This is a genomic window from Streptomyces sp. NPDC052721 (assembly GCF_040678315.1).
Classification (GTDB): domain Bacteria; phylum Actinomycetota; class Actinomycetes; order Streptomycetales; family Streptomycetaceae; genus Streptomyces.
The window spans coordinates 66,753-92,695 of sequence record NZ_JBFATL010000028.1 but is presented as its reverse complement, the minus strand read 5'-3'; the positions used below and the strand labels follow the sequence as shown (position 1 = coordinate 92,695).

Genomic DNA, 25,943 nt, shown 5'->3' with positions numbered 1-25,943 from the left:
GCACGGGTCTTGTACGGCACCGAGGGCGCCCCCTGCGACAGGGGGCGCCCTCGGTGTGTTGCGGCTCCCGAACTGGCTTGTACGACCGCTCAGTCGGTCGTGTACACGTGCATGCCCGGCACGTGCAGGTTGCCGCCGAACTGGGCCGCCTGGGTCACCTTGACGTCGGTGAAGTAGATCAGCGGGATGTTCAGCGGGGGCGGGCTGTCGGGGCTGAACGTCACCGGGATCAGCCCGAACAGGTTGCCCGAGATGCTCTCGGTGTACATCACCGTGTCGCCGCCGGTGATGGTGGACGTCGAGCCCTTGGCCGCCTGGACGTGGTACGTCTTGTTCGCCTGCTTGTCCTTCACCGTCTGGTGCAGGTCGCCGATGTCGGTGCCGCCGGAGATGACGTACTTCAGCACCTTCTTGGTGGTGCCGCCCGCCGTCTTCACCTCGACGATGCCCTGGTAGTCGGCGCCCTTGAGGAGCAGGGAGCTGGCGTTCAGGTACCAGGGGTCGTCCGCCACCGGCACCTTGTTGTCGACGCCGCCCTCGTCGTCCGTGGCCACCGGGCAGTCGTCGGCCGAGGCGGACTCGCTCGCCGACGGGCTCGGCGTGGCCGACGCGGTCGCGTCCCCGGCCGCCTTCGTGGCGTCCCCGGCCGTCTTGGAGACGGTGCCGGTGGTGCCCTCGACGGTGTCCTTGGCCGTGTCCGTGGCCTTCTTCACCGTGTCCTTGACGGTGTCGGAGGTGCCGCCGCCGGAGTCCTTGCCGCCACTGGACGAGGTGCCCGTGGACGACGTGTCGGAGGTGCCCGCGGCGGACGACTGGGACGCGGACGGCGTCGGGGCCGGCGTCTGCGACGACGTACCGGAGTCCTTGTCGCCGCCGGTGAGGAGGTCACCGAGCGTGTCGCCGATGGTGTCGAGGACGTTCCCGCCGCCGCTCTGGGTCTGCGACTGCGTCGGCGTGGTCGTGTCACCGCTGGAACCCGAGCCCGAACCGGAACCCGATCCCGAACCCGAGCCCGCCGAACCGGAGTCCGAGGAACCGGAGCCGGAGCCCGAACCGGAGCCGGAGGACCCCGAGGTCGCGGTCGGCTCGGGCGTGTCCTTGTCGCCGGAACCTGAATCCGACGAAGAGGTGCCGCCCGGCTCCTGTGTCTTCCCGCTCCCGGTGGTCTCCGACGGCGACGGCGAGGCCGGCGTGCTCTGGGACGCGGACGGCGACGGCGAGGCCGAGGGGTCCTTGGAGCCGTCGTCCAGCGCCTTCACGCAGTCCTTGTACTCGTCGGCCGTCAGGCTCTTCGCCGACGTCGACGGGGACGGGCCGCCGTTGTTGTCGGCGAGGGCGAGCGTGGAGGTGAAGCCCATGCCCATGAGCACCGCCGTGGGCATGGCCACCGAGGCTATCGCCTTGCCGGCCGGCATGTGGAACCTGGTGAACAGCGGCTTTCTGGGGGCCGCGTGGCGGGGCCCGGTTCTCGCGCGGGACCCGTCCACGTCGGTCCCGCGGGTCACCTCGTCAGCCGGCACTGTGCCTCCCGTTCGCCCCGTTGGCCGGGCTCGTTCCTGACAGGTCGTTCTCCCACGGCGCCTTGTACGGCCCGGCCGGGCCCGCGCCGGCCGCCGGGGTCGTGCCCTGGTCCGGCAGCGGGGCCGTGTCGGGGGCGCCGCCCTCGTCCGGGGTGGCCCCGGCCGGCGGCTGCTGCTGCGGAGGCGCGCCCGGCGCCCAGGCCACGGCCAGCGCTCCGCCGATCAGCGCGAGCAGGAAGCCGATGACGAAGCCGCCGAAGTTGGACACGGGGATGGACACCAGCGCGAGCAGGATCGCGGCGACTCCCGCGAAGGTCCGTACGTGCTTCTGGAACCAGAGGCTGATGCCCAGGACGATGAGCAGCACACCGATGATCAGGGACCCGGCTCCCGCGGTGGTCGCCATGGCCAGCGTCAGGTGTCCGAGCTGGAGGTGGGCGTACGGGAAGTACATGATCGGAAGGCCGCCGAGCATGACGAACAGACCGGCCCAGAACGGCCGCGTGCCCCGCCAGGCGCGGAACTGCAGCCTCCGGCGGGTGAACTGGCCGGGTGCGGCGGCAGGAGTCTCGGCGCTCATGGAAAACAGCTCCCTGGTGCGGCGTTGCTGTGGTGGTGATGTGTGCCGCGTGTGAGGACGCGGCCGGAGTGTGGACGGGCGGGGGCGCCACCGGCTCCCCCGCCCGTCAGCGAGTGCTTAGTAGCACTCCTTGACACCCGTCGACAGCGACATCTTCAGGCCGCTGAGCTTGAAGGTTCCGGCGGTGGTCGCCCACGCCGTCTGCTTCACGTCGGACAGCGTGGCCTTGTCGGCCTGCTGGGCGAACCCGTACGGGTTGGCCTGCTCGCCGCCGCCCTTCATGCCCGGACCCTTGGAGGCGTCCTTGGCGGCCACACCGATGTCGATGTTCTCGAACGTCGCGTCGGCGTTGAGGTCGGCAACGTCGATGTAGATGTTGTCGGCCTGGACCTTGTCGTGGCCCGCGCCGCCGGCCCGCAGGATCAGGCTGACGTTGCCGAAGATCGGCACGTCGGGCGTGACCACGGACTGGCACAGGTTGGTGATCTCGGCGTGCTTGAACGCCGAGACGGCCACCGGGTGGGCCGTCTTCTTGCCGTCCAGCGTGTAGCCGCTGTCGATGGCGCCGTACTGCGAGAAGCCGGTGCCGACGAGCTGGTCGGCGGACACCTTGAACGACTGGCCGGACACGCTGAACGAGGCGGCGAGAGCACCCTGCGCGAGGGCGACACCTATACACGCCGTGGCGGCCACGCTGGGCACCATGACCACAGCGAACCGCTTCCATCTGGTCCCGCCACGCACCTGGGACTCCATATTTCCTCCTTCTCGGACGTACATCTCCTGGCCCGGGCTCGCCCCGAATCAGCGGCTCAGCCGGGCAGGGATGGGAGAAGTGCTACGTCCTCGGGAAGGAGAGCGCCCGCGCTCGGCGGCGCGAACCGCGCCCGAATCACCGGCGATCACCCCCGAGCGACAACCACTGGTCGCGCCTGACACGCATCACGCACAACCCTGCTGGGCAGGCTTCGCCGGCCGGCGAAGACCCCCCTGCCCTAGACCCGGCGCCACTGCCGCCGGCTCTGCTCGGTGGGGACCCAGAGTCTCCCGGTGACCCGACCGGCTGCCGGGGTACGGGAATGGACCGAGCGTCGCCGATCGTGGTGCATTCTCGGCCTGGACACAAGGGGGTTCGTTACTGGCTAGTAACGGCGGGATAACCGGAGGACGACCGACCGGTCTCGGAGTGCGACGCTCGGTGGCATCGAAGGGCAGAGCAAAGCCGTTGATCCCTGGACGAATCCAGACAGACCAACGGCCTCGTTTTACTCGCAGTAACAGTGACCGCGATTACCAAGATTTGGTAAAGTGCGGCCACCGCGACGCCTCGTCGGCAAACCTTTCACCCCGGCATCACAAGCCGTGGCGTTTAGCGACTGGTCAGAACAGGGCGCGCGCGAGCGCCCTGCGTGCGCCCACCACGCGCGGGTCCTCCTGGCCCACGACCTCGAACAGCTCCAGCAACCGGAGCCGTACCGCCTCCCGGTCGTCACCCGCCGTGCGCTGCACGGTCTCGATGAGCCGCCCGAAGGCGTCCTCGACGTGCCCGCCCACCAGGTCCAGGTCGGCGGCGGCGATCTGCGCCTGCGCGTCCTTCGGCTTGCCGGCGGCGTCCTGGCGCACCTTCTGCGGGTCCATGCCCTGCACCCGCTGGAGCAACTCGGCCTGCGCCAGGCCCAGTTTGGCCTCCGGGTGGGCCGGGTCGTCGGCCAGCACGTTCTTGTACGCCTGGACGGCCCCGCCCAGGTCGCCGGCGTCCAGCGCCTGCGCGGCGGCGTTCAGCGCGGCGTCGTACGGCCCCTCGGGCGCCGCGGCCTGCGGGGCACCGCCCGGCTCCGCGTCGGGGTCGACGGTCAGACCGGTCAGCCCGAAGCGCTGCTCGGCGACCGTCACGAGCTGGTCCAGGGTCTGCCGGATCTGCTCCTCGCCGGCCACCCCCTGGAAGAGCGGCAGCGCCTGGCCCGCCACGACGGCGAACACGGCCGGGATGCCCTGGATCCCGAACTGCTGCATCAGCATCTGGTTGGCGTCGACGTCGATCTTGGCGAGGAGGAAGCGCCCGTTGTACTCGACGGCCAGCCGCTCCAGGACCGGGCTCAGCTGCTTGCAGGGCTGACACCACTCGGCCCAGAAGTCGATGACGACCGGGACTTCGGCGGAACGCTGCAGGACGTCCCGCTCGAACCCCGCCTCATCGACGTCGATGACGAGATCGGCCGGGGAGACGGCCCCCGTCCCGCCCTGCCGGGCGGCTTCGGCGCGCGCCTGCTCCGCCTTGGCCTTGGCCTCCTGGGCCGCCTTCACCGCGGCGAGGTCGACGACACCGCTCATGGACATGTTCCGTGGCTGCATGCGTCTATCCTCCCCCGATCCCGCGTCTGATGAAAAAAAGCGATGTGCGGCGCCGGGTCCCCACCCCACGCCTGGTGGTCGTCGCTCGCGTACGTCCCTCACGAGCTTTCGCTACGACCCGTAGCGTAATGCCATGAGGGCGCCGCGCGACACCACGCCCCGGTGATCTCCCTCACGACCGCACAGATCCCGCCGGTTATGGTCAGGGGATGCAGAGCCGCACTCCCGCCAGCCGTACCGGGCGCCCGCGCAGCGCCGCCGCGGACACCGCGATCCTGGCCGCGACCCGGGAGGCTCTGGTCGAACTCGGCTGGTCGAAACTCACCCTGGGGGACGTCGCCACGCGGGCCGGGGTTGCGAAGACGACGCTCTACCGCCGCTGGGCCGGCAAGAACGAGCTGGTCGTGGACGCCGTGGCGGAACTCTTCGACGAGCTGGAACTCCCCGACCGCGGCAGCCTCGCCGCCGACATCGAGGGCGTCGTACTCCAGTTCGCCGCGATCCTGGCCCGGCCGGAGGCCAAGAGCGGCCTGATGGCGGTGGTCGCCGAGGCCACCCGCGACGACGCCCTGCGCGAACGCGTCCGCGCCTCCATCGTGGACCGCCAGATGCGCCTGGTCCTGGAGGGCCGCGCCCGGGCCCAGCGCCGCGGCGAACTGCCCCCGGAACCGGACCCCGGAGAGTCCGCCCGCACGGTGGACCTCATCTTCGACGTGGTCGCGGGCGCGGTGGTCCACCGCACCCTGGTCAGCGGCAAACCGGCGGACGAGAACTGGGTCCGCAGCTTCACGCGGCTGCTGCTGCTGGGGCTCACCTCCCAGCCGGCCGAGCCGGATGGCGGGTGAGCACAGGCCGGGAAGTCCAGGGGGCGGAGCCCCCTGGTGGGCCCCCACGAGCCAACGGTGCCTAGAAGCCGGCCGGCTCCGTGTACACCCCCCACTCGTCCCGCAGCACCCCGCAGATCTCCCCCAGCGTCGCCTCGGCCCGCACAGCCTCCAGCATCGGCTCGATCATGTTGGCCCCGGACCGGGCCGCGGCGAGCATCCCGTCCAGCGCCGCCCGCACGGCCGCCTCGTCCCGCGCGGCCTTGCGCTCGGCGAGCACCCGCACCTGCTCCCGCTCCACCTCATGGCTGACCCGCAGAATCTCCAGGTCACCGGTGACGGACCCGGTGTGGACGTTGACGCCGACGACCTTCTTGTCCCCCTTCTCCAGCGCCTGCTGGTACCGGAACGCGGACTCCGCGATCTCCCCGGTGAACCACCCGTCCTCGATCCCGCGCAGGATCCCGGACGTGATGGGCCCGATCGGGTGCCGCCCGTCCGGGTGAGCCCGCAGCCCCCGCTCCTTGATCTGCTCGAAGATCTTCTCCGCGTCCGCCTCGATCCGGTCCGTCAGCTGCTCGACGTACCAGGACCCGCCCAGCGGATCGGCCACATTGGCGACCCCGGTCTCCTCCATCAGCACCTGCTGGGTGCGCAGCGCGATCTCCGCGGCCTGCTCGGAGGGCAGGGCAAGGGTCTCGTCGAGCGCGTTGGTGTGCAGCGAGTTGGTCCCGCCGAGCACGGCGGCCAGCGCCTCCACCGCCGTACGCACCACGTTGTTGTACGGCTGCTGCGCGGTCAGCGAGACTCCCGCGGTCTGCGTGTGGAACCGCAGCCACTGCGCCTTCTCGGACGTCGCGCCGTACACGTCCCGCATCCACCGCGCCCAGATCCGGCGGGCCGCCCGGAACTTGGCGATCTCCTCGAAGAAGTCGACGTGCGCGTCGAAGAAGAAGGACAGGCCGGGCGCGAAGACGTCGACGTCGAGACCGCGGCTGAGCCCCAGCTCGACGTACCCGAACCCGTCCGCCAGCGTGTACGCCAGCTCCTGCGCGGCCGTGGCCCCGGCCTCCCGGATGTGGTACCCGGAGACGGAGAGCGGCTTGTACGCCGGGATGCCCGCCGCGCAGTACTCCATCAGGTCGCCGATCAGCCGCAGATGGGGCTCGGGCTGGAAGAGCCACTCCTTCTGGGCGATGTACTCCTTGAAGATGTCGGTCTGGAGGGTCCCGTTGAGCACCCCCGGATCGACGCCCTGCCGCTCGGCGGCGACCAGGTACATGCAGAAGACGGGCACGGCGGGCCCGCTGATGGTCATGGAGGTCGTCACATCCCCCAGCGGGATGTCCTTGAACAGCACCTCCATGTCGGCGGCCGAGTCGATGGCGACCCCGCAGTGCCCGACCTCGCCGAGGGAGCGGGGATCGTCGGAGTCACGCCCCATGAGCGTCGGCATGTCGAAGGCGACGGACAGACCCCCGCCGCCGGCGGCGAGGATCATCTTGTACCGCTCGTTGGTCTGCTCGGCGTTGCCGAACCCGGCGAACTGCCGGATCGTCCAGGTACGGCCGCGGTAGCCGGTCGGATGGAGCCCGCGCGTGAAGGGGTACTCCCCGGGCCAGCCGATCCGCTCGAATCCGTCGTACCTGTCGCCCGGTCGGGGCCCGTACACCGGCTCCACGGGGTCGCCGGAGAGCGTGGTGAAGTCCGCGTCGCGCTTGCGCGCGGCGTCGTAGCGGGCCTGCCAGCGTCGGCGGCCCTCCTCGATGGCGTGAGCGTCCATACCCTCGAATTTACTTGGACGTCCTAGTAAATGTCGATGGCAGACCGCCGCACGGCATCCGTACGGCGGTACCCGCTACGCCTTGGCGACGGCCGGGGTCTCGTCGGCGACCCGGGCCTCCAGCTCCTGGCTGACCTTGCGCTCGACGAAGAAGGCGGCCGTGGGGATCGTCCCGGCCAGCAGCACCCACAGCTGCTTGCCGACCGGCCACTTCGCCTTGGATCCCAGGTCGAACGCGAAGATCAGGTACACGACGTAGAGCCAGCCGTGCGCGATACCGACGACCTTGACGAAGCTGTCGGCCCCGTCCAGCTCCAGCCCGTACTTGGCGATGCAGCCGAGGGTCAGCAGCACCAGCAGCACACCGGTGACGTAGGCCATGACGCGGTAGCGGGTCAGCACGCTCTTTTTCATGGAGTCGAGCGTAACCACCCGTTCCGGGAGATCTTGCCCCGGGTCACTGCTCCTCGAAGTCGTGCGCCGCGATCCGCAGCGGGCGCAGCAGCGCGAAGATCTCCTGGCACTCCTCGGCGTCGTACACCCCGAGCCCGAAGTCCATGGCCATCAGGTCGCGGGTGGCCGCGTCGACCACCTCGCGCCCCTTGTCGGTGATGACGGCGAGCGTGCCGCGCCCGTCGTTGGGGTTGGGCCGCTTGGCGACCAGCCCCGACCTCACCAGCCGGTCCACCGTGTTCGTCACGGACGTGGGATGCACCATCAGCCGCTCACCGATCTTGGACATCGGCAGCTCACCGGCCTTGGAGAAGGTGAGCAGCACCAGCGCCTCGTACCGGGCGAACGTCAGCCCGTACGGCTTGACCACCGCGTCCACCTCGGAGAGCAGGATCTGCTGCGCCCGCATGATCGAGGTGATCGCGGCCATGGACGGCACCTTCCCCCACCGCTGCTTCCAGAGTTCGTCGGCGCGGGCGATGGGGTCGAACGGGAGGCTGAGAGGCTTCGGCACGTCATCAGACCCTACCGGCCGGTCATATGCCGGTCAGCTCCGTCTCGCCTTTCGGTCCCCGGCCGCTCACGAGCGCGTACCGACGGCTCCGGGCGGGCAGCCGATCCAGGGCGCGGGGAGCCGCATGACCAGCCATGACGCACCCGCACCCGCCCGCGGACCCCGGCCACGCGAGCTGTCAGCCGCGCCCCCGCCGCCGCAGCTGATGCCGGACGGCCCGCTGGGCGACCGGGCCCAGGGACTCCACCGCGGCGACGAGCGCGCCCAGCTGTTCCAGGGCATCGAGCGCCGCGTGCGCGCCGGCCTCGTCCACTCCCTCGTACAGTTCGATGCCGACGAACGACGCGGCCACCGCCCGCGCCAGCCCCGCCGGGTCGGCGAACTCGCCGAAGGGGGTCGCCGCCAGCACGCGTCGGAGCACCTGCTCGATCTCGTTGATCCACAGCCGCAGACCGTCGGCCGTCGCCGGACCCAGTGCGGCGTGCGTGGGGGCGCCGGCCAGCAGCTGGCCGAGGAGGGCCACATGGCCGCCGGCCCGCTCGTGCTCATGGATCTCGCGGCCGACGGCGAGGAGTTCGGAGAGCGAGTCCACCGCGGCGAGGCGCTCGCGGTACCGGGCCACGGCCTTCCGCGCGCCGTACCGGCAGGCCGCGGCGAGCAGCTCGTCCACCGATCCGAAGTGGTAGAAGACCAGCGCCTGGTTGACCCCGGCCGCCGCCGCCACCGTACGGGCCGACGTCTTGGCGATGCCCTGCTCGGTGAGCGTCCGCAGCGCGCCCTCCAGCAGCTTCGTCTTGGTCTCCTGCGCCTTCGCGGTCTCCGGGCTCACGCGCGCGCCTCCTCCCGCACCGGGCGCAGTCCGGGCCGTACGCCGCGGGTACGGACGTCGGTGTACGACACGGTGAAGGAGCCCTCGTAGCCGAAGAGCGGACCGAACCAGCGGTTCACCACGCGGACGCGGATACGGAAGCGGCCGGCCGTCTCGTCGTACGACTCCCGTACCTCGGCCGTCGCGCCGATGAGTTCGGGGACGCGGACGTCCACCGGGCCCTCCCGGAACCGGTGCGCGCCGGAGCGGATGAGCAGGGAGCCGTCGGGTTCGGCGTGGAAGCGCAGGTCGGTCGCGAGGTGCTGGTGGGTGCCGAGGTAGTCGAGGACGCGGTCGCCGCGGGGGCCGAGCACCATCTGGGCGTCGAAACGGCGGGCGCGGCCGGGCAGGTGGAAGGTGCGCACGAAGCTCACCGTCTCACGGCCGAACGTGTCCGTGTACGGCACGTTCTCGATCATGAAGGGGACGTTCCGGCCGGCCCTCGGGACCAGGATGTTCCGGGTGGCGCCCAGGGCGAGGAACGGTTTCACGAAGGCCGGACCGTGCCAGATCCGGTCCATCACGCCCCGGCCGGTGCATGCCTCGCCGCCGGCCAGGCCCACCGAGAAGCGGCGCCGCAGGGCGGGGTGGAGGCGCTGGAACCCGGGTCCCATGGCGGTCTGGAAGATCGAGGTCATCGCTGCTCCTCCAGGGCGCGCAGGAGGTGGGGCGCGCGGGTCCGGGTGGCGGGGGCGCGCAGGCAGCGGCGGGCGGCCGGGGTGCCGGCGAGCGGTGCCTTGAACAGGGCCAGGGAGACGCCGAGCAGGAGCAGGAGCGGGCAGAGGTAGGCCAGCGAGTCCGCGAAGGGGCCGGACGGGCCGGGGAGCGAGCCCCGTCCCAGTCCGGTCAGGCACAGGGCGAGCAGGAGCGCGCGGACCGCGAGTTCAGCCAGCCAGCGGTACAGGGCCCGCTCGGGGGTGATGCCCCGCTCCAGCCACAGCCGGAGCCGGTCGAAGGACCAGGCGGTGGCCCAGCCCATGAGCGGGCGGAACAGCAGGCGGTCGGCGAGGGCGCCGGGGGCTCCCCAGCGGGGGCGGTAGTCGTAGCCGGTGAGGAAGCGGACGCCGTGGGCGTCGGGGACGTAGCGCCAGTAACCGCTGCCCTCGGCGATAAGGGAGAGGGGGTGCGGGGAGGCGAAGCGCAGGGCGGAGGTGCGGGTGCCGTCGGGGCGTTCCTTCTCGCCGGCGGCCACGCCGGTGCCGGAGACCGTGAGGAACGGCAGCACGCGCGTGGCGTACCGGAAGCGCTGCGGCTCGCCCTCCGCGCGCGGGAGGTACTCGATCTCGGTGAAGCGCAGGTCCCAGCGCTGGTGGCGGGCGGGGTCCTGGGTGCGGGCCCATAGCTCGTCGAGGTCGGCGCGGATGTGCGTCTCTGTGTAGAGACCCATGTGTTCCCCCACGTGAGCACGGAGTTTGAGCGAATGCTCAAACCCTCTGGCGCCGAACGTACACCTTTTTGAGCAGTCGCTCAAAGGGGTGGTACGACAAAACCCCGGCCCTGTGGGACCGGGGGTTTCGCCGACGGGCCGCGTTACTGGGCCAGGTGCCGTTCGACGGTCTCCACCTTGGACGTGAGCCCGTCGGTCACGCCGGGCCGGATGTCGGCCTTGAGGACGAGCGAGACCCGCGGGGCGCGCGCCTCCACGGCGGCGACGGCCCGCCTGACGACGTCCATGACCTCGTCCCACTCGCCCTCGATCGAGGTGAACATGGCGTCGGTGCGGTTGGGCAGGCCCGACTCGCGGACCACGCGGACGGCGTCGGCGACGTACTCCCCCACGTCCTCACCGACACCGAGGGGCGTCACGGAGAAGGCGACGATCATGCGTTCACGACCCCTTCCTTGCGGGCACGGGCGGCGATGACGGCGTCCTCGGCCTCGCGGCGCAGCTTGCGCTCGGCGAAGAAGCCGCCGGTGGGCAGCACCGACAGGACGAAGTAGAGGGCCGCCGTCCCCAGCGGCCACTTGGCGCGGTTCCAGGCATCAGCCCAGAAGATCACGTAGAGGATGAAGAGGACGCCGTGGACCGCGCCCATCACGGGGACCGCGTTGAAGTCCGTGGTCCGCTTCAGCACCGAGCAGAGGAGCAGGATCAGGAAGGACACGGCCTCCGGGGCCGAGACCAGTCGGAGACGGCGGAGGGCGGTGGCGGTCTTGATGTCCACGGGTCACCTTCGGTGGGAGAGTCGTTTGTGAACGCACGCACAAGCGTTCCCCCATTGTGGCAAACCGCGCCCTTAGGGGTCCGCTCAGGGTGGGTCTCCACCCATGGGCCCTGTTCCGTCCACCCGCCCGGCCGCTACTTTCGCAGCGTGGCGATGTTCCGGCTCCAAGGGAGCAAGGTCCTCGCCGTCGACATGACCGGGGACGCCGTGAAGGCGAAGAACGGCTCGATGGTCGCGTACGACGGGCAGATGGCCTTCAAGAAGCTGAGCGGTGGCGGCGAGGGGCTGCGCGGGATGGTGACCCGGCGGCTCACCGGTGAGCAGATGACGGTGATGGAGGTGAAGGGACACGGGACCTGCTGGTTCGCGGACCGGGCGTCCGAGATCAACCTGGTGAGCCTCCAGGGCGACAAGCTCTACGTCGAGGCGGGCAACCTGCTGGCGACGGACGCGGGGCTCAGAACGGGCACGACGTTCACGGGGCTGCGCGGGGCCTCGCAGGGCAACGGCCTGTTCACGACGACCGTGGAGGGCCACGGCCAGGCGGCGATCGTCTCGGACGGGCCGGCGGTCGTCCTGCGGGTCAGCCCGCAGTACCCGCTGATCGTCGACCCGGGCGCCTACGTGGCCCATCAGGGCAATGTCCGGCAGTCCTTCCAGTCCGGTGTGACGTTCCGCACGCTCCTCGGGGAGGGCGGCGGCGAGGCCTTCCAGATCCGCTTCGAGGGCGACGGCCTGGTGTACGTGCAGCCGAGCGAGCGGAACACGATCGCGGGGGACCTGTGAGATGACCTTCCGAGAGATCAACTCCAAGATGGTCGAGGCGACGGTGGCACCGGGGCAGCGGCTGTTCAGTCAGCGCGGCGCGATGCTCGCCTACCGGGGGGACGTGTCCTTCACGCCCAACGTCCAGGCCGGCCAGGGCGCGCTGATGTCCATGATCGGGCGCAGGGTGGCCGGCGAGGCGACCCCGCTGATGACCGTGGAGGGCAGCGGCACGGTCTTCTTCGGGCACGGCGGCCACCACGTCCATGTGATCACCCTCACCGGCGACACGCTCTACGTGGAGGCCGACCGGCTGCTCGCCTTCGAGGGCACGCTGCGACAGGGGACGATGTTCATGGGCTCCCAGGGCGGGGTCATGGGCATGGTGCGCGGACAGGTCACGGGCCAGGGCCTGTTCACGACGACCCTCCAGGGGCAGGGCGCGGTGGCCGTGATGGCGCACGGCGGCGTCTTCGAGATCCCGGTCACCCCGCAGCGCCCGGTCCATGTCGACCCCCAGGCCTACGTCGCCCACCACGGCGACGTCCGCAACAAGCTGTCCACCGCGCTCGGCTGGCGCGACATGGTGGGCCGGGGCTCCGGCGAGGCCTTCCAGCTGGAACTGAGCGGCAACGGCACGGTGTACGTCCAGGCCTCGGAGGAGAAGCTGTGAGCACCTACGGAACTCCGGGCGCCGGGCCGGCCGTGTACGACCCGATGACACTGCCCGCCGACGACAACGTGAACACGTACACCTTCTGCGTGGAGCTGAAGGGCGGGCAGTGGTTCCTGCAGAAGGGGAAGATGATCGCCTACTACGGGACGATCGAGTTCAACGGCATCGGGCACGGGCGACTCGACCGACTTGTCCGTACGTCGTTCCATTCGCCACTGCACGCGAGCGACTGGGTCGTCGCCGAGGGCTCCGGCAAGATGCTGCTGGCCGACCGGGCCTTCGACGTCAACTCCTACGACCTGGACGACGGGAACTTGACCATTCGCGCGGGCAATCTGCTCGCTTTTCAGCCAAGTCTCGCGCTCAAGCAGTCGATCGTGCCGGGTTTTCTGACCCTTATCGGAACCGGAAAGTTTGTGGCCGCATCTAACGGGCCGGTGGTGTTCATGGAACCTCCGATCCGGGTCGACCCTCAGGCGCTCGTCGGGTGGGCCGACTGCCCGTCCCCGTGCCATCACTACGACCACGGGTACCTGACGGGTGTACTGGGCGGTCTACGTGCGATGACGGGGCTCGGCGGGGTCTCCGGGGAGGAGCACCAGTTCGAGTTCGTGGGCGCCGGGACGGTCCTGCTGCAGTCGACGGAGACCCTGATGGCCGAGGGGGCCACGGGGGCGATTCCTCCCGAACCGGGGGTGCCGGGCGGTGGCGGAACGGCGCCGAGCGGACACAGTCCGCAATCGTCGGGCGTACCGCGCCTTCCCGGACAGCTGGGGGACCTCCAGCGTCGCTTCGGGCTGTGAGCGGTAGTCTGCGGAGTGTGACGTCGAACGCGTGCGCACTGTCACACCATCCGAAGTAGTTCGTCATTCAACTTCTTAGGTAGACTTCATTCATGGAGACCGAGACGGCCACGCGCTGGCTGACCGATGCGGAGCAGTGCGCTTGGCGCACCCACCTGGAGGTCAACAGGCTGTTGACGTACCAGCTCGAAAAGGATCTGCAGCCGTTCGGCCTGACAATGAACGACTACGAGATCCTGGTGAACCTGTCCGAGTCGGAGGACGTGCGGATGCGGATGAGCGACCTCGCCTCCGCGACGATGCAGTCCAAGAGCCGGCTCTCGCACCAGATCACGCGTATGGAGAACGCGAACCTGGTGCGCCGCGAGAACTGTGACACGGACCGGCGAGGGCTGTACGCCGTGCTCACGGAGCAGGGCATGGAGACGATGAAGAAGGTCGCGCCGCACCATGTCGCGTCGGTGCGGCGGCACTTCATCGATCTGCTGTCGCCGGACGCGCTGATGGAACTGGACAAGGCGCTGAAGCCCATCGCCGAGCATCTGCGGGGGCAGCGGGGGCGTCCCTGAGCAGGGCTTGCCGGCTCAGGGTGCGGTAGCTGGGCGGGGGTGGGCCGGCGCTAGTGGGGATGCCTCCCCCAGACGGGCCGTCCCCAGCCCACCCGTGCCGCCCCGGCGACGCGACTGCCCGCGGCCACGGCGGCTACCAGGGCGGTTCCGCCCGCAAGGGTGAAGCACAGGGGCAGCGGCAGTCGGCCGATCAGCAACCCGGCCGCCATCGCCCCGCCCGAGCTACCCGTGTTCACCGCCATGTTCACCCATGCCCCAGCCTGCGTACGGGCGCTCTCGGGGGCCGATTCGTCGGCCAGCAGGTAGGCCGTCGTCAGGGCCGGGGCGATGAACGCTCCCGCGCAGGCCATGGCCGCCGTGAGGGTCCACAGGCCGGGGGCCAGGCCGGCTGCCGCGAGCACCAGGCCGAGGCCCGCCCCGAACCGGCACAGCCGGGCCCGGGCGCTCGTACGCCACCGCACCACCCCGTTGGCCAGGCCGCCCAGCGCGCTCCCCGCGGAAAGCGCGCCCAGGACCCAGGGGACCAGGGCGGGGTCGTAGGAACGTTCCGTGGCGAAGGCCATCACCAGCAGTTCCACGGCGCTGAGAGCCAGCCCCGCACCGAGGGCGACCACGACCGAGGGCAACAGCCCCCGGACCAAGGCGGCCCCGTCCCCGGCCGGCCGTACCCCAGCGGATCCCTCCTTCCGAGGCGCCGGGCGCTGGGCGGCCATCGTGGGGGACGTGACGAAGGCGCACGTGCCCCCGACGTTCAGGGCCGCGCTGAGGAGGATTCCCGCGGCCGGTGGGGCGAAGCCCCCGAGTGTGGCGATCAGGGCCGGGCCGGAGACGTACAGCAGTTCCTCGGCGACGCCGTCCAGGCTGTAGGCGCGTTGCAAAAGGTCCCGGTCCGTCACCAGTTCGGACCACAGGGCACGCATGGTCGGGCCCAGCGGGGGCGCGCAGGAGCCCGCGAGGGCGGCGGTGAGGCCGATGGCCGCCGCCGGTGCGCCGGGACGCCAGGTCAGGACGGCCAGGACGCCCAGCAGGGCGCCGTACAGCGTCGACATCGGCGGCAGGGCCCGGCGCGGGCCGTGGCGGTCGATCAGCTTGGCCCGCAACGGCATCAGGAAGACGGTCGTGGCGCCGAACAGGGACAGCACGGTGCCGGAGACGGCGTAGGACCCGGTGGCGTGGGTGACGGACAGCAGCACCGCGAGCGAGACCATGCCGTAGGACAGGCGGGCCGTCAGGGCAGCGGTGAAGGTGCGGCGCGCATGCGGGACGCGCAGGACGGCGGCGTACGAGGGCCGCGAAAGGGGCGTGGACACGCGGGGTTCCTCTGGGAGAGGCGAAAGAGGGGACACCGAAGGGCGCGATGGCCGTGTGTCCGGCCCCGCGATCCCGGGTGCGCTCTACGCCAAGGAGAGGAACATGCCGGTCAACGTAGCAGCGTGATCACCGCTTCGGCGACCCTCAGCCCTCGATCAGCCTCACGACCAGCCCGTCCGCCGCACGGGAGGACTCCCACGCACCGCCGACGATCCGCGCGCGACTCCCGCCTCCGTCACCCGCGCAACCAGCCCCTCCACCGCACGGCAGAAGTCCAGCCCACCGACGAACGACGATCCGCGCACGACCCCGCCCTCAGCCCTCCGTCAGGCCCGTGACCAGTTCGTCCGCCGCGCGGTACGGGTCGAGTTCGCCGGCGACGATCCGTTCGGCGAGGGCGCTGAGGCGGCGGTCGCCGTGCAGGTCGCCGATGCGTTCGCGGAGGGCCGTCACCGCGATGGTCTCCACCTCGCGGGCCGCGCGGGCCTTCCGGCGCTCCGCGAGGATCCCGCGCTCCTCCATCCAGGCCCGGTGCTTCTCCAGGGCCTCCACGACCTCGTCGAGGCCCTCCGCGCGTGCCGCGACCGTCTTCACGATCGGCGGGCGCCAGTCGCCGGGGCCCCGGGCCTCGCCCAGGCCCAGCATGTGGTTCAGCTCGCGGGCGGTGGCGTCGGCGCCGTCCCGGTCGGCCTTGTTGACGACGTACACGTCGCCGATCTCCAGGATTCCCGCCTTCGCCGCCTGGATGCCGTCGCCCATGCCAGGGGCCAGGAGGACGACGCTGGTGTCCGCCTGGGAGGCGATCTCCACCTCCGACTGGCCCACACCGACCGTCTCGACCAGGATCACGTCGCAGCCGGCCGCGTCCAGCACCCGGATGGCCTGCGGGGCCGCCCAGGCCAGGCCGCCGAGGTGGCCGCGGGTCGCCATGGAGCGGATGTAGACGCCGGGGTCGGAGGCGTGCTCCGACATCCGGACCCGGTCGCCGAGCAGGGCGCCGCCGGAGAACGGCGACGACGGGTCGACGGCCAGGACGCCGACCCGCTTGCCCTGCTTGCGGTACGCGGTGACGAGCGCGGAGGTGGAGGTGGACTTGCCGACGCCCGGTGAGCCCGTCAGGCCGACCACGTACGCGTTGCCGGTCAGCGGGGCCAGCGCCGCCATGACCTCCCTCAGCTGCGGGGACGCCCCCTCCACGAGGGAGATCAGCCGGGCCACGGCCCGCGGCCGGCCTTCCCTGGCCTGGGCCACCAGAGAGGAGACGTCCTGCATCACAGCTCCGTTCACTTCACCGACGTACCGGAATCAGACCTGACGTACCGGAATCAGACCTACGGTGTCTCAGGCCTTCGGTACCCGCACGATCAGCGCGTCACCCTGGCCACCGCCGCCGCACAGCGCCGCCGCGCCGACGCCGCCGCCGCGCCGCTTGAGCTCCAGCGCCAGGTGGAGCACGAGCCGGGCACCGGACATGCCGATCGGGTGGCCCAGCGCGATCGCGCCGCCGTTGACGTTCACCTTTTCCGTGGACACGCCGAGGTCCTTCATTGACTGCACGGCGACGGCGGCGAAGGCCTCGTTGATCTCGATGAGGTCCAGGTCGGAGACCTCCAGGCCCTCCTTCTTCAGGGCGTGCTGGATGGCGTTCGACGGCTGGGACTGCAGCGAGTTGTCCGGGCCGGCCACATTGCCGTGCGCGCCGATCTCGGCGAGCCAGGTCAGGCCCAGCTCCTCGGCCTTGGCCTTGCTCATCACGACCACGGCCGCCGCACCGTCCGAGATCTGTGAGGAGGAGCCGGCGGTGATCGTGCCGTCCTTGGCGAAGGCGGGGCGCAGCTTGCCCAGGGACTCGGCGGTGGTGTCACCGCGGATGCCCTCGTCCTTGCTGAACAGCACCGGCTCGCCCTTGCGCTGCGGGATCTCCACCGGGGTGATCTCGGCCTCGAACAGGCCGTTCTTCTGGGCGGCGGCGGCCCGCTGGTGGGACAGGGCGGCGATCTCGTCCTGCTCGGCGCGGCCGATGCCGAGGCGGGTGTTGTACTTCTCGGTGGATTCGCCCATCGGGATGTTCTCCCACGGGTCGGTCAGGCCGTCGTAGGCCATCGCGTCCAGCATCTGGACCGCGCCGTACTTGTACCCTTCGCGGGTCTTGGGCAGCAGGTGCGGGGCGTTGGTCATGGACTCCTGGCCGCCCGCCACGACGATGTCGAATTCACCCGCTCGGATCAGCTGGTCGGCGAGGGCGATGGCGTCGAGGCCGGAGAGGCACACCTTGTTGACGGTGAGCGCCGGGACGTTCATCGGGATGCCGGCCTTGACGGCGGCCTGGCGGGCCGGGATCTGGCCGGCGCCGGCCTGCAGGACCTGGCCCATGATCACGTACTGCACCTGGTCGCCGCCGATCCCCGCACGGTCGAGGGCGGCCTTGATCGCGAAGCCGCCCAGGTCGGCTCCGGAGAAGGACTTCAGCGAGCCCAGCAGCCGCCCCATGGGCGTCCGGGCGCCCGCGACGATCACCGAGCTGGTCGTTCCAGAAGACATGAGGTGCGATCCCCTTCCAGCTGTACACAGCCGAGGAGTGAACGAGGGTTTACTTCGAATGTACTGAGCCGTTGGACATGGCGTCACCGGCCCGTCGGTGTGATCGCGCGCACGTTGCGTAACCATCCGGGGAGCGCTGCACTGAATCCATGCTGACGCGAATCGACCACATCGGGATCGCCTGCCACGACCTCGACGCGACCGTCGAGTTCTACCGGGCCACGTACGGCTTCGAGGTGTTCCACACCGAGGTCAACGAGGAGCAGGGCGTGCGGGAGGCCATGCTCAAGATCAACGAGACCTCGGACGGCGGCGCCTCCTACCTCCAGCTGCTGGAACCGACCCGCGAGGACTCGGCGGTCGGCAAGTGGCTCGCGAAGAACGGGGAGGGCGTCCACCACATCGCCTTCGGTACGGCGGACGTCGACGGGGACGCCGCGGACATCCGCGGAAAGGGCGTCCGGGTGCTGTACGACGAGCCACGACGCGGCTCCATGGGGTCGCGGATCACCTTCCTGCACCCCAAGGATTGCCATGGCGTTCTCACAGAACTGGTCACTTCGGCCCCTGTTGAGTCACCTGAGCACTGACCCCCGTACATAAGGGCCGGTAGGGTTGGGGGCGGTCGTCCCTGAAACGGGGACGGCCGCATGCCGGGGTCCGGGTTTCGGGGGACGAGCGTCGGGGCAGCAGCCCGTGCTCCGCCGTCTGTCTGACACCATTCCCCGGGGGCCCCGTTCGGCGGATGGACGGAGCTCGTTGGAGAAGCTGACCAGGGGACGGATGGGACCGCGCAGTGCGGGGCTACGAGAGCCAGGAGCGAGAGCCGGCGGCTGACGTCGACCACCTCTCTCGGTTCGAGGCCGAGATGAAGCGGCTGAGGACCGAGCGCGAGAAGGCGATCCAGCACGCCGAGGACCTCGGCTACCAGGTCGAGGTGCTGCGCGCCAAGCTGCACGAGGCGCGGCGCACCCTCATGACCCGGCCCGCCTACGACGCGGGTGACATCGGCTACCAGGCCGAGCAGTTGCTCCGCAACGCCCAGATGCAGGCCGAGCAGCTGCGTCAGGACGCCGAGCGGGAGCTGAGCCAGGCCCGCGCGCAGACCCAGCGCATCCTGCAGGAGCACGCCGAGCAGGCCGCCCGGCTCCAGGCCGAGCTGCACCAGGAGGCGGTGACCCGGCGCCAGCAGCTGGACCAGGAGCTGGCCGAGCGCAGGGCCACCGTCGAGTCGCACGTCAACGAGAACGTGGCCTGGGCCGAGCAGCTGCGGGCCCGCACCGAGCAGCAGGCCCGCCGGCTGCTGGAGGAGTCCCGCGCGGAGGCCGAGCAGGCGATGGCCGCCGCCCGCGCGGAGGCCGAACGGCTGACCCGGGAGGCCAGGGAGCGGCTGCAGAGCGAGGCCGAGGCGGCGCGCGCGGAGGCGGAACAGATCCTGCGCCGGGCCCGCACGGACGCCGAACGGCTGCTGAACGCGGCCTCCACGCAGGCGCAGGAGGCCACCGAGCACGCCGAGCAGCTGCGGACGGCCACGGTCACCGAGTCGGACGCGGCCCGCCGGCAGGCCGCCGAGCTGAGCCGGACCGCCGAGGAGCGGATGGCGGCGGCCGAGGAGGCGCTGCGCAAGGCGCAGGCCGAGGCCGAGAAGGTGGTCACGGAGGCGAAGGAGGCCGCCGCCAAGGCCCTCGCGAGCGCCGAGGCCGCCAACGAGACGCGCACGCGTACCGCGAAGGAGCAGGTCGCCCGGCTGGTCGAGGAGGCCACCAAGGAGGCCGAGCAGACCAAGTCCGAGGCCGAGCAGCTGGTCGCGGACGCCCGCGCGGAGGCCGAGAAGATCGTCGCCGAGGCGGCCGAGAAGGCCCGCTCGATCACCGCCGAGGAGACGGCCACTCAGCTGTCCAAGGCGGCCAAGACCGCCGAGGACGTCCTCAACAAGGCGTCCGAGGACGCCCAGAAGACCACCAGGGCCGCCGCCGAGGAGGCCGAGCGGATCCGTTCGGAGGCCGAGGCCGAGGCGGACCGGCTGCGCGCCGAGGCGCACGACATCGCCGAGCAGCTCAAGGGCGCGGCGAAGGACGACACCAAGGAGTACCGCGCCAAGACGGTCGAGCTGCAGGAGGAGGCCCGCCGTCTGCGCGGCGAGGCCGAGCAGCTGCGCGCCGACGCGGTCGCCGAGGGCGAGTCGATCCGTGCCGAGGCCCGCCGGGAGGCGGTGGCGCAGATCGAGGAGGCGGCCAGGTCCGCCGAGGAGCTGCTGGCCAAGGCCAAGGCGGACGCCGACGAGCTGCGGCAGACCGCGACCGCCGACAGCGAGAAGGTCCGCACCGAGGCCATCGAGCGGGCCACCAGCCTGCGCCGGCAGGCCGAGGAGACCCTGGAGCGCACCCGCAAGGAGGCCGAGCGGCTGCGCGCCGAGGCCGCCGAGCAGGCCGAGACGGTCCGGTCGGACGCCGAGAAGGCCGCGCGGCAGCTGCGCGAGGAGACCGAGAAGGCCGTCGAGTCCCGTCGTGTCGAAGCCGCCGAGGAGTTGAGCCGGCTTCAGACCGAGGCGCAGGACCGGCTGGCGTCGGCCGAGCAGGCGCTGACGGACGCCCGCGCGGAGGCGGCCCGGATCCGCCGGGAGGCCGCCGAGGAGACCGAGCGGCTGCGCGCGGAGTCCGCCGAGCGGATCCGTACGCTCCAGCAGCAGGCCGAGGCCGAGGCCGATCGGCTGCGCAACGAGGCCGCGTCCGACGCGTCCGCCTCCCGCGCCGAGGGCGAGGCCATCGCCGTACGGCTGCGGTCGGAGGCCGCCGCCGAGGCCGAGCGGATGAAGGCGGAGGCGCAGGACACCGCCGACCGGGTGCGCGCGGAGGCGCAGGCCGCCGCCGAACGCCTCGGCACGGAGGCGTCCGAGACGCTGGCCGCCGCGCAGGAGGAGGCCGCCCGGCGCCGCCGCGAGGCCGAGGAGCTCCTCGGCGCCGCCCGCGAGGAGGCCGACCAGGAGCGGCAGCGGGCCCGCGAGCAGAGCGAGGAACTGCTGGCCTCCGCCCGCAAGCGCGTGGAGGAGGCGCAGGCCGAGGCCACCCGGCTGGTGGAGGAGGCCGACCGGCGCGCCACCGAGATGGTCGCCGCCGCCGAGCAGCACGCGCAGCAGGTGCGTGACTCCGTCGCCGGGCTGCACGAGCAGGCGCAGGAGGAGATCGCCGGTCTGCGCTCGGCCGCCGAGCACGCGGCGGACCGTACCCGCCGGGAGGCCGAGGAGGAGGCGGACCGGGTCCGCGCCGACGCCTACGCCGAGCGGGAGCGGGCGAGCGAGGACGCCTCCCGGATCCGGCGCGAGGCGAACGAGGAGTCGCAGGCCGCGAAGACGCTGGCCGAGCGGACGATGGCGGAGGCCATCGCGGAGGCCGAGCGGCTGCGCGCGGACGCGGGCGAGTACGCCCAGCGGGTGCGCACCGAGGCGTCGGACGTGCTGGCCGAGGCCGACCAGGCGGCGGCCCGTACCCGGGCGGACGCCCGCGAGGACGCCAACCGCATCCGCTCCGACGCGGCCACCCAGGCCGACACCCTCATCACCGAGGCCCGCAACGAGGCCGAACGGCTCCAGACCGAGACGATCGCGGAGGCCGAGCGGCTCCAGACGGAGACCGCCGCCGAGGCCGAGCGGATCCGCACGGAGGCGTCGGAGACGCTCACCGAGGCCAACGAGGCGGCGGCCCGTACCCGGGCGGACGCCCGCGAGGACGCCAACCGCATCCGCTCCGACGCGGCCGCCCAAGCCGACACCCTCATCACCGAGGCCCGCAACGAGGCCGAACGGCTCCAGACCGAGACGGCCGCCGAGGCGGACCGGGTCCGTGCCGAGGCGGTCGCGAACGCCGAGCAGCTGCTCGGGGAGGCGACCGCCGAGGCGGAGCGGCTGCGTGCCGAGGCGGCCGAGACCGTCGGTTCCGCGCAGGCGCACGCGGAGCGGGTGCGGGCCGAGGCCGAGCGGACGAAGGCGGACGCGGAGGCGGAGGCCGAACGGCTCGTCAACTCCGCGCGCCAGGAGGCCGAGCGGACCCTGGACGAGGCCCGCAAGGACGCCAACAAGCGGCGTTCGGAGGCGGCCGAGCAGGTCGACAAGCTCATCACGGAGACCACGGCCGAGGCCGACAAGCTGCTCACCGAGGCGCAGCAGCAGGCGCTGAAGACCACCGCGGACGCCGAGTCGCAGGCCGACACGATGGTCGGCGCGGCCCGCAGCGAGGCCGAGCGGATCGTGTCCGAGGCGACCATCGAGGGCAACTCGCTGGTGGAGAAGGCCCGGACGGACGCGGACGAGCTGCTGGTCGGCGCCCGCCGGGACGCCACCGCGATCCGGCAGCGCGCGGAGGAGCTGCGCGACCGCATCACCAGCGAGATCGAGGAGCTGCACGAGCGGGCCCGCCGCGAGGCCGCCGAGGCGATGAAGGCCACCGGCGACCGCTGTGACGCGCTCATCAAGGCCGCCGAGGAGCAGCTGGCGAAGGCCGAGGCCAAGGCCAAGGAGCTGGTCTCCGAGGCCAGCTCCGAGGCGGGCAAGGTGCGGATCGCCGCGGTCAAGAAGGCGGAGGGGCTCCTCAAGGAGGCCGAGCAGAAGAAGGCCAGCCTCGTCAAGGAGGCCGAGGAGCTGAAGGCGGAGGCGATCCGCGAGGCCCGGCGCACGGTCGAGGAGGGCAAGCGGGAGCTGGAGATCCTGGTGCGCCGGCGCGAGGACATCAACGCGGAGATCTCCCGGGTCCAGGACGTGCTGGAGGCGTTGGAGTCCTTCGAGGCCCCCGGGTCCGGCAAGGACAGCGGAGTCAAGGCGGGTGCCACGGTGGGCGCCCCTCGTTCGGGTGGCAAGTCGTCAGACAGCTAGCGTAAGAGGTACGTTCGGGTGTCTTCTGGGGGCTTTGCCCGACTCCTTGGCAAGCCGTCCGCCGGTCAGCCACCCAAAAGGGGTGCCATTCTCCAGATCAAAACCGTATCTGCTCGATGACACACCGCTTCGGCCCCTAGGATTCCCCTTATCACCTCACTCACCGGTCTCATTCGACAGGAACCCCATGAGCGACACTTCCCCCTACGGCTTCGAGCTTGTGCGGCGTGGATACGACCGCGCTCAGGTGGACGAACGTATCTCCAAGCTCGTCTCCGACCGTGACAGCGCTCTCGCCCGCATCACCGCCCTGGAGAAGCGCATCGAGGAGCTGCACCTCGAAACGCAGAACGCCCAGGCCCAGATCACGGACGCCGAGCCGTCGTACGCGGGTCTCGGCGCGCGGGTCGAGAAGATCCTGCGCCTGGCCGAGGAAGAGGCCAAGGAGCTGCGTGAGGAGGCCCGGCGCGCGGCCGAGCAGCACCGCGACCTCGCCGAGTCGGCGGCCCAGCAGGTCCGCAACGACGCCGAGTCGTACGCGGCCGAGCGCAAGGCCAAGGCCGAGGACGAGGGCGTCCGGATCGTCGAGAAGGCCAAGTCCGACGCGGCCCAGCTGCGCGCCGAGGCCCAGAAGGACGCGCAGTCCAAGCGCGAGGAGGCGGACGCCCTCTTCGAGGAGACCCGCGCCAAGGCCGCGCAGGCCGCCGCCGACTTCGAGACGAACCTGGCCAAGCGCCGCGAGCAGTCCGAGCGCGACCTGGCCTCGCGTCAGGCCAAGGCCGAGAAGCGTCTCGCCGAGATCGAGCACCGCGCCGAGCAGCTGCGCCTGGAGGCCGAGAAGCTGCGCACCGACGCCGAGCGCCGCGCCCGCCAGACGGTGGAGACCGCCCAGCGCCAGGCCGAGGACATCGTGGCCGACGCCAACGCCAAGGCCGACCGGATCCGTTCGGAATCCGAGCGCGAGCTCGCGGCGCTCACCAACCGCCGCGACAGCATCAACGCCCAGCTGACGAACGTCCGCGAGATGCTCGCCACGCTGACCGGCGCCGCGGTGGCCGCGGCCGGCACGTCGACCGACGACGAGCCGATCTCCCGGGGCGTTCCGGCGCAGCAGTCCCGGTAGGTCCGGTAGTCGTAGTCCGGGTAGTCGTACGGCGCCTGAGGGGCGGTGGGACCGGGTCCCGCCGCCCCTTCGCCGTTGCCAGGGCCTGCCGCTGCCGGAGGTGACCCCGGGCCGACGCCGGCGGCGACGCCCTCGCTCATCCCGCACACCGACTCGCGCACCGGCGCCCGCAGCGTCCAGCGGCGGTCGCCGTCGTGGGCGTCGTAGGCGGCCAGCGCGTCGCCGCGCATCCGGACCACGGTCGAGCCGTGCGGGCCCACGGTCCCACGCCCTCGGCCCGGACGCGCGACGGCCGGCTCCGGGCGATGTGGCCGGCGGAGGTCAGAGGGGGCATCCGCGCCCGCTCGAGTGGCAGCCGCCCCGAGCCCGTCTTAGCGTGGCCGCATGATCGAGCTGGACGGGCTGACCAAGCGGTACGGCGAGAAGGTGGCGGTCGATGACCTCACCTTCACCGTCCGGCCGGGCATCGTGACGGGGTTTCTCGGGCCGAACGGCGCCGGGAAGTCCACGACCATGCGGATGATCCTCGGCCTCGACCGCCCCACCGCCGGCGATGTCCGGATCGACGGCACGCACTACGACCGGCTGAAGGACCCGCTGACGTACATCGGCGCGCTGCTGGACGCCAAGGCCGTGCACGGCGGCCGGAGCGCCTGGAACCACCTGCTGTGTCTCGCGCAGAGCAACGGCATCCCGGAGCGCCGGGTGGCGGAGGTCCTGGAGACCGTCGGGCTGACCGCCGTGGCCCGGAAGAAGGCCAAGGGGTTCTCGTACGGCATGGGGCAGCGGCTCGGGATCGCCGCCGCGCTGCTCGGGGACCCGCGGATCCTGATGTTCGACGAGCCGGTCAACGGCCTCGACCCGGAGGGCATCCACTGGATCCGGAACCTGATGAAGTCACTGGCCGCGCAGGGCCGGACGGTGTTCGTGTCGAGCCATCTGATGAGCGAGATGGCGCTGACGGCCGATCATCTGGTGGTCATCGGGCAGGGGCGGCTGCTCGCGGACACCTCCATGGCCGACTTCATCCGGACGAACTCGCGGTCGTACGTGCGGATCCGCTCCCCGCAGCGCGAGCGGCTGCTCGACGTGCTGCACCAGGCCGGGATCACCGTCGTGGAGGCGGGCGGCGGGGCGCTGGAGGTGGAGGGCGGCAAGGCGGAGCAGATCGGTGAGCTGGCCGCGCGGTACGGGCTCGTGCTGCACGAGCTGAGCCCGCGGCAGGCATCGCTGGAGGAGGCGTTCATGCAGCTGACGGCACAGGCGGTGGAGTACCACGCGCAGGCCGGTCCGCATTCCGCCCCGCAGGACTGGGGCGCCGGCTGGAAGGGGGCCTGACACATGGCGGCCGTACAGGTCATCCGGTCCGAGTGGACCAAGATCCGGTCGGTGGCGTCCACGGTGTGGACACTGTCGCTGGCCGTGGTGGTCACCGTCGGCCTCGGGACGCTGATCTCCGCGCTGTCGAACCGGCAGTTCGCGAACATGCCCGCGCGGGAGCGGGTCTCCTTCGATCCGACGGTCGTCAGCTTCGCGGGCATGACCCTCGGCCAGCTCGCGATGATCGTGTTCGGGGTGCTCGTCGTCTCCACCGAGTACAGCACCGGCATGATCCGGGTCTCGCTCGCGGCCGTACCCCGGCGGGGCACCTTCCTGTTCGGCAAGGTCGCGGTGGCCGCCGCGCTCGCCCTCGCCGTCGGCATGGTGACGAGCTTCGCCGCGTTCTCCCTCGGCCAGGCCATGCTCGGCTCCCACCGGGCCGCCATCGGCGACCCGGGCGTGCTGCGCGCGGTCTTCGGCGGCGGGCTGTACATGACCCTGATCGCGGTGTTCTCCATGGGCGTCGCCGCGATGCTGCGCTCGCCGATGCTGTCCCTCGGCATCCTGATGCCGTTCTTCTTCCTGATCTCGAACATCCTCGGCAACGTCGACGCCACGAAGAAGATCGGCCGCTTCCTGCCCGACCAGGCCGGCAGCCGGATCATGCGGGTGGTGCCGCGCATGGCCGACGACACGCCCTACGGCCCCTGGGCCGGGCTCGGGATCATGGCCTTGTGGGTGATCGCCGCGCTGGCCGGCGGCTACGTCCTCCTCAAGCGCCGGGACGCCCAGTAGGCACGGTCGTCACGCAATGTAGTGCTCTGGCTTTACTTTCTTTTGGGCGGAACCGTCAGCGCCTCGATATCCTCCTAACCCTTACGGGGGCGTGTGCCCCGCTGTCCTGAACCTTTC

25 protein-coding genes are annotated in these 25,943 nt (G+C 71.4%); 10 read left to right on the top strand and 15 right to left on the bottom strand.

Features of this window, described 5'->3' with window-relative positions:
* Positions 1–89 precede the first annotated feature (89 nt).
* The 4 genes from AB0L21_RS25325 to AB0L21_RS25310 all read right to left on the bottom strand — a co-directional run bounded on the left by AB0L21_RS25325 (position 90) and on the right by AB0L21_RS25310 (position 4,452).
* Positions 90–1,520 carry a hypothetical protein gene (locus tag AB0L21_RS25325; protein ID WP_365700637.1) on the bottom strand — a complete coding sequence of 477 codons (1,431 nt, stop codon included), beginning with the start codon at positions 1,518–1,520 and terminating at the stop codon, positions 90–92.
* Positions 1,510–2,100: a DUF6114 domain-containing protein gene (locus tag AB0L21_RS25320; protein ID WP_365700635.1), complete on the bottom strand. Its 591-nt coding sequence runs from the start codon at positions 2,098–2,100 to the stop codon at positions 1,510–1,512. Before AB0L21_RS25320 ends, AB0L21_RS25325 begins: the two co-directional genes overlap by 11 nt.
* Positions 2,101–2,217: 117 nt before the next feature.
* Entirely contained in the window at positions 2,218–2,856 is a 639-nt protein-coding gene (locus AB0L21_RS25315) for a DUF6230 family protein (RefSeq protein ID WP_365700633.1), read from the bottom strand.
* A gap of 624 nt (positions 2,857–3,480) precedes the next feature.
* Positions 3,481–4,452 (bottom strand): tetratricopeptide repeat protein, encoded by a 972-nt coding sequence (locus AB0L21_RS25310; RefSeq protein ID WP_365786519.1) that lies wholly within the window; start codon positions 4,450–4,452, stop codon positions 3,481–3,483.
* A gap of 209 nt (positions 4,453–4,661) precedes the next feature.
* On the opposite strand from AB0L21_RS25310, the gene AB0L21_RS25305 reads away from it, so the two are divergent.
* Entirely contained in the window at positions 4,662–5,297 is a 636-nt protein-coding gene (locus AB0L21_RS25305) for a TetR/AcrR family transcriptional regulator (protein WP_365700629.1), read from the top strand.
* A gap of 61 nt (positions 5,298–5,358) precedes the next feature.
* Here AB0L21_RS25305 and AB0L21_RS25300 read toward each other — a convergent pair whose 3' ends face one another.
* The 8 genes from AB0L21_RS25300 to AB0L21_RS25265 form a co-directional block, all read right to left on the bottom strand.
* A complete protein-coding gene (locus AB0L21_RS25300; protein ID WP_365700627.1) occupies positions 5,359–7,059 on the bottom strand; it encodes a methylmalonyl-CoA mutase family protein in 1,701 nt (566 codons plus the stop codon).
* Positions 7,060–7,134: 75 nt separating this feature from the next.
* Entirely contained in the window at positions 7,135–7,473 is a 339-nt protein-coding gene (locus AB0L21_RS25295) for a DUF3817 domain-containing protein (RefSeq protein ID WP_365700625.1), read from the bottom strand.
* 43 nt (positions 7,474–7,516) lie between these two features.
* A complete protein-coding gene (locus AB0L21_RS25290) occupies positions 7,517–8,026 on the bottom strand; it encodes a MarR family transcriptional regulator (RefSeq protein WP_365700623.1) in 510 nt (169 codons plus the stop codon).
* Between the two features lie 178 nt (positions 8,027–8,204).
* Positions 8,205–8,855: a TetR/AcrR family transcriptional regulator gene (locus AB0L21_RS25285; RefSeq protein ID WP_365700621.1), complete on the bottom strand. Its 651-nt coding sequence runs from the start codon at positions 8,853–8,855 to the stop codon at positions 8,205–8,207.
* Complete coding sequence (locus AB0L21_RS25280; RefSeq protein WP_365700619.1) at positions 8,852–9,532, bottom strand: DUF4166 domain-containing protein; 681 nt, start codon at positions 9,530–9,532, stop codon at positions 8,852–8,854. The genes AB0L21_RS25285 and AB0L21_RS25280 overlap by 4 nt, the downstream gene beginning before the upstream one ends.
* Positions 9,529–10,281 (bottom strand): hypothetical protein, encoded by a 753-nt coding sequence (locus tag AB0L21_RS25275; RefSeq protein WP_365786517.1) that lies wholly within the window; start codon positions 10,279–10,281, stop codon positions 9,529–9,531. The genes AB0L21_RS25280 and AB0L21_RS25275 overlap by 4 nt, the downstream gene beginning before the upstream one ends.
* Positions 10,282–10,424: 143 nt before the next feature.
* Complete coding sequence (locus AB0L21_RS25270; protein ID WP_189891742.1) at positions 10,425–10,718, bottom strand: MTH1187 family thiamine-binding protein; 294 nt, start codon at positions 10,716–10,718, stop codon at positions 10,425–10,427.
* Positions 10,715–11,059 carry a DUF3817 domain-containing protein gene (locus AB0L21_RS25265; RefSeq protein WP_171152742.1) on the bottom strand — a complete coding sequence of 115 codons (345 nt, stop codon included), beginning with the start codon at positions 11,057–11,059 and terminating at the stop codon, positions 10,715–10,717. Before AB0L21_RS25265 ends, AB0L21_RS25270 begins: the two co-directional genes overlap by 4 nt.
* A 153-nt stretch (positions 11,060–11,212) precedes the next feature.
* On the opposite strand from AB0L21_RS25265, the gene AB0L21_RS25260 reads away from it, so the two are divergent.
* From AB0L21_RS25260 to AB0L21_RS25245, 4 genes are all read left to right on the top strand, one after another.
* Positions 11,213–11,845: an AIM24 family protein gene (locus AB0L21_RS25260; RefSeq protein WP_030656173.1), complete on the top strand. Its 633-nt coding sequence runs from the start codon at positions 11,213–11,215 to the stop codon at positions 11,843–11,845.
* 1 nt (position 11,846) lies between these two features.
* Positions 11,847–12,497, top strand: coding sequence for an AIM24 family protein (locus AB0L21_RS25255; protein ID WP_365786515.1), 651 nt, complete (start codon positions 11,847–11,849; stop codon positions 12,495–12,497).
* Positions 12,494–13,303 carry an AIM24 family protein gene (locus AB0L21_RS25250; protein ID WP_365786513.1) on the top strand — a complete coding sequence of 270 codons (810 nt, stop codon included), beginning with the start codon at positions 12,494–12,496 and terminating at the stop codon, positions 13,301–13,303. The genes AB0L21_RS25255 and AB0L21_RS25250 overlap by 4 nt, the downstream gene beginning before the upstream one ends.
* A gap of 92 nt (positions 13,304–13,395) precedes the next feature.
* Positions 13,396–13,872 (top strand): MarR family transcriptional regulator, encoded by a 477-nt coding sequence (locus tag AB0L21_RS25245; protein ID WP_365700611.1) that lies wholly within the window; start codon positions 13,396–13,398, stop codon positions 13,870–13,872.
* Positions 13,873–13,922: 50 nt separating this feature from the next.
* On the opposite strand, the gene AB0L21_RS25240 is transcribed toward AB0L21_RS25245, so the two are convergent.
* From AB0L21_RS25240 to AB0L21_RS25230, 3 genes are all read right to left on the bottom strand, one after another.
* Positions 13,923–15,182, bottom strand: a complete 1,260-nt coding sequence (locus AB0L21_RS25240; RefSeq protein ID WP_365786511.1) for an MFS transporter — start codon at positions 15,180–15,182, stop codon at positions 13,923–13,925.
* Between the two features lie 316 nt (positions 15,183–15,498).
* Entirely contained in the window at positions 15,499–16,455 is a 957-nt protein-coding gene (gene meaB / locus AB0L21_RS25235) for a methylmalonyl Co-A mutase-associated GTPase MeaB (protein ID WP_365786509.1), read from the bottom strand.
* Between the two features lie 69 nt (positions 16,456–16,524).
* Positions 16,525–17,724, bottom strand: coding sequence for an acetyl-CoA C-acetyltransferase (locus AB0L21_RS25230; RefSeq protein WP_365700603.1), 1,200 nt, complete (start codon positions 17,722–17,724; stop codon positions 16,525–16,527).
* A 149-nt stretch (positions 17,725–17,873) separates the two neighbouring features.
* Between AB0L21_RS25230 and mce the strand changes: the two genes are divergently transcribed.
* The 5 genes from mce (at position 17,874) to AB0L21_RS25205 (ending at position 25,826) form a co-directional block, all read left to right on the top strand.
* Positions 17,874–18,314 carry a methylmalonyl-CoA epimerase gene (gene mce, locus AB0L21_RS25225; RefSeq protein ID WP_030656158.1) on the top strand — a complete coding sequence of 147 codons (441 nt, stop codon included), beginning with the start codon at positions 17,874–17,876 and terminating at the stop codon, positions 18,312–18,314.
* A gap of 206 nt (positions 18,315–18,520) precedes the next feature.
* A complete protein-coding gene (gene scy, locus AB0L21_RS25220; RefSeq protein ID WP_365786508.1) occupies positions 18,521–22,588 on the top strand; it encodes a polarized growth protein Scy in 4,068 nt (1,355 codons plus the stop codon).
* Between the two features lie 187 nt (positions 22,589–22,775).
* Positions 22,776–23,711, top strand: coding sequence for a cellulose-binding protein (locus tag AB0L21_RS25215; RefSeq protein ID WP_365700599.1), 936 nt, complete (start codon positions 22,776–22,778; stop codon positions 23,709–23,711).
* Positions 23,712–24,095: 384 nt separating this feature from the next.
* The gene (locus AB0L21_RS25210; protein WP_365786506.1) at positions 24,096–25,049 is read left to right on the top strand and encodes an ABC transporter ATP-binding protein; all 954 of its coding nucleotides are present in this window, start codon (positions 24,096–24,098) and stop codon (positions 25,047–25,049) included.
* Between the two features lie 3 nt (positions 25,050–25,052).
* A complete protein-coding gene (locus AB0L21_RS25205; RefSeq protein ID WP_365786504.1) occupies positions 25,053–25,826 on the top strand; it encodes an ABC transporter permease in 774 nt (257 codons plus the stop codon).
* Positions 25,827–25,943 lie beyond the last annotated feature (117 nt).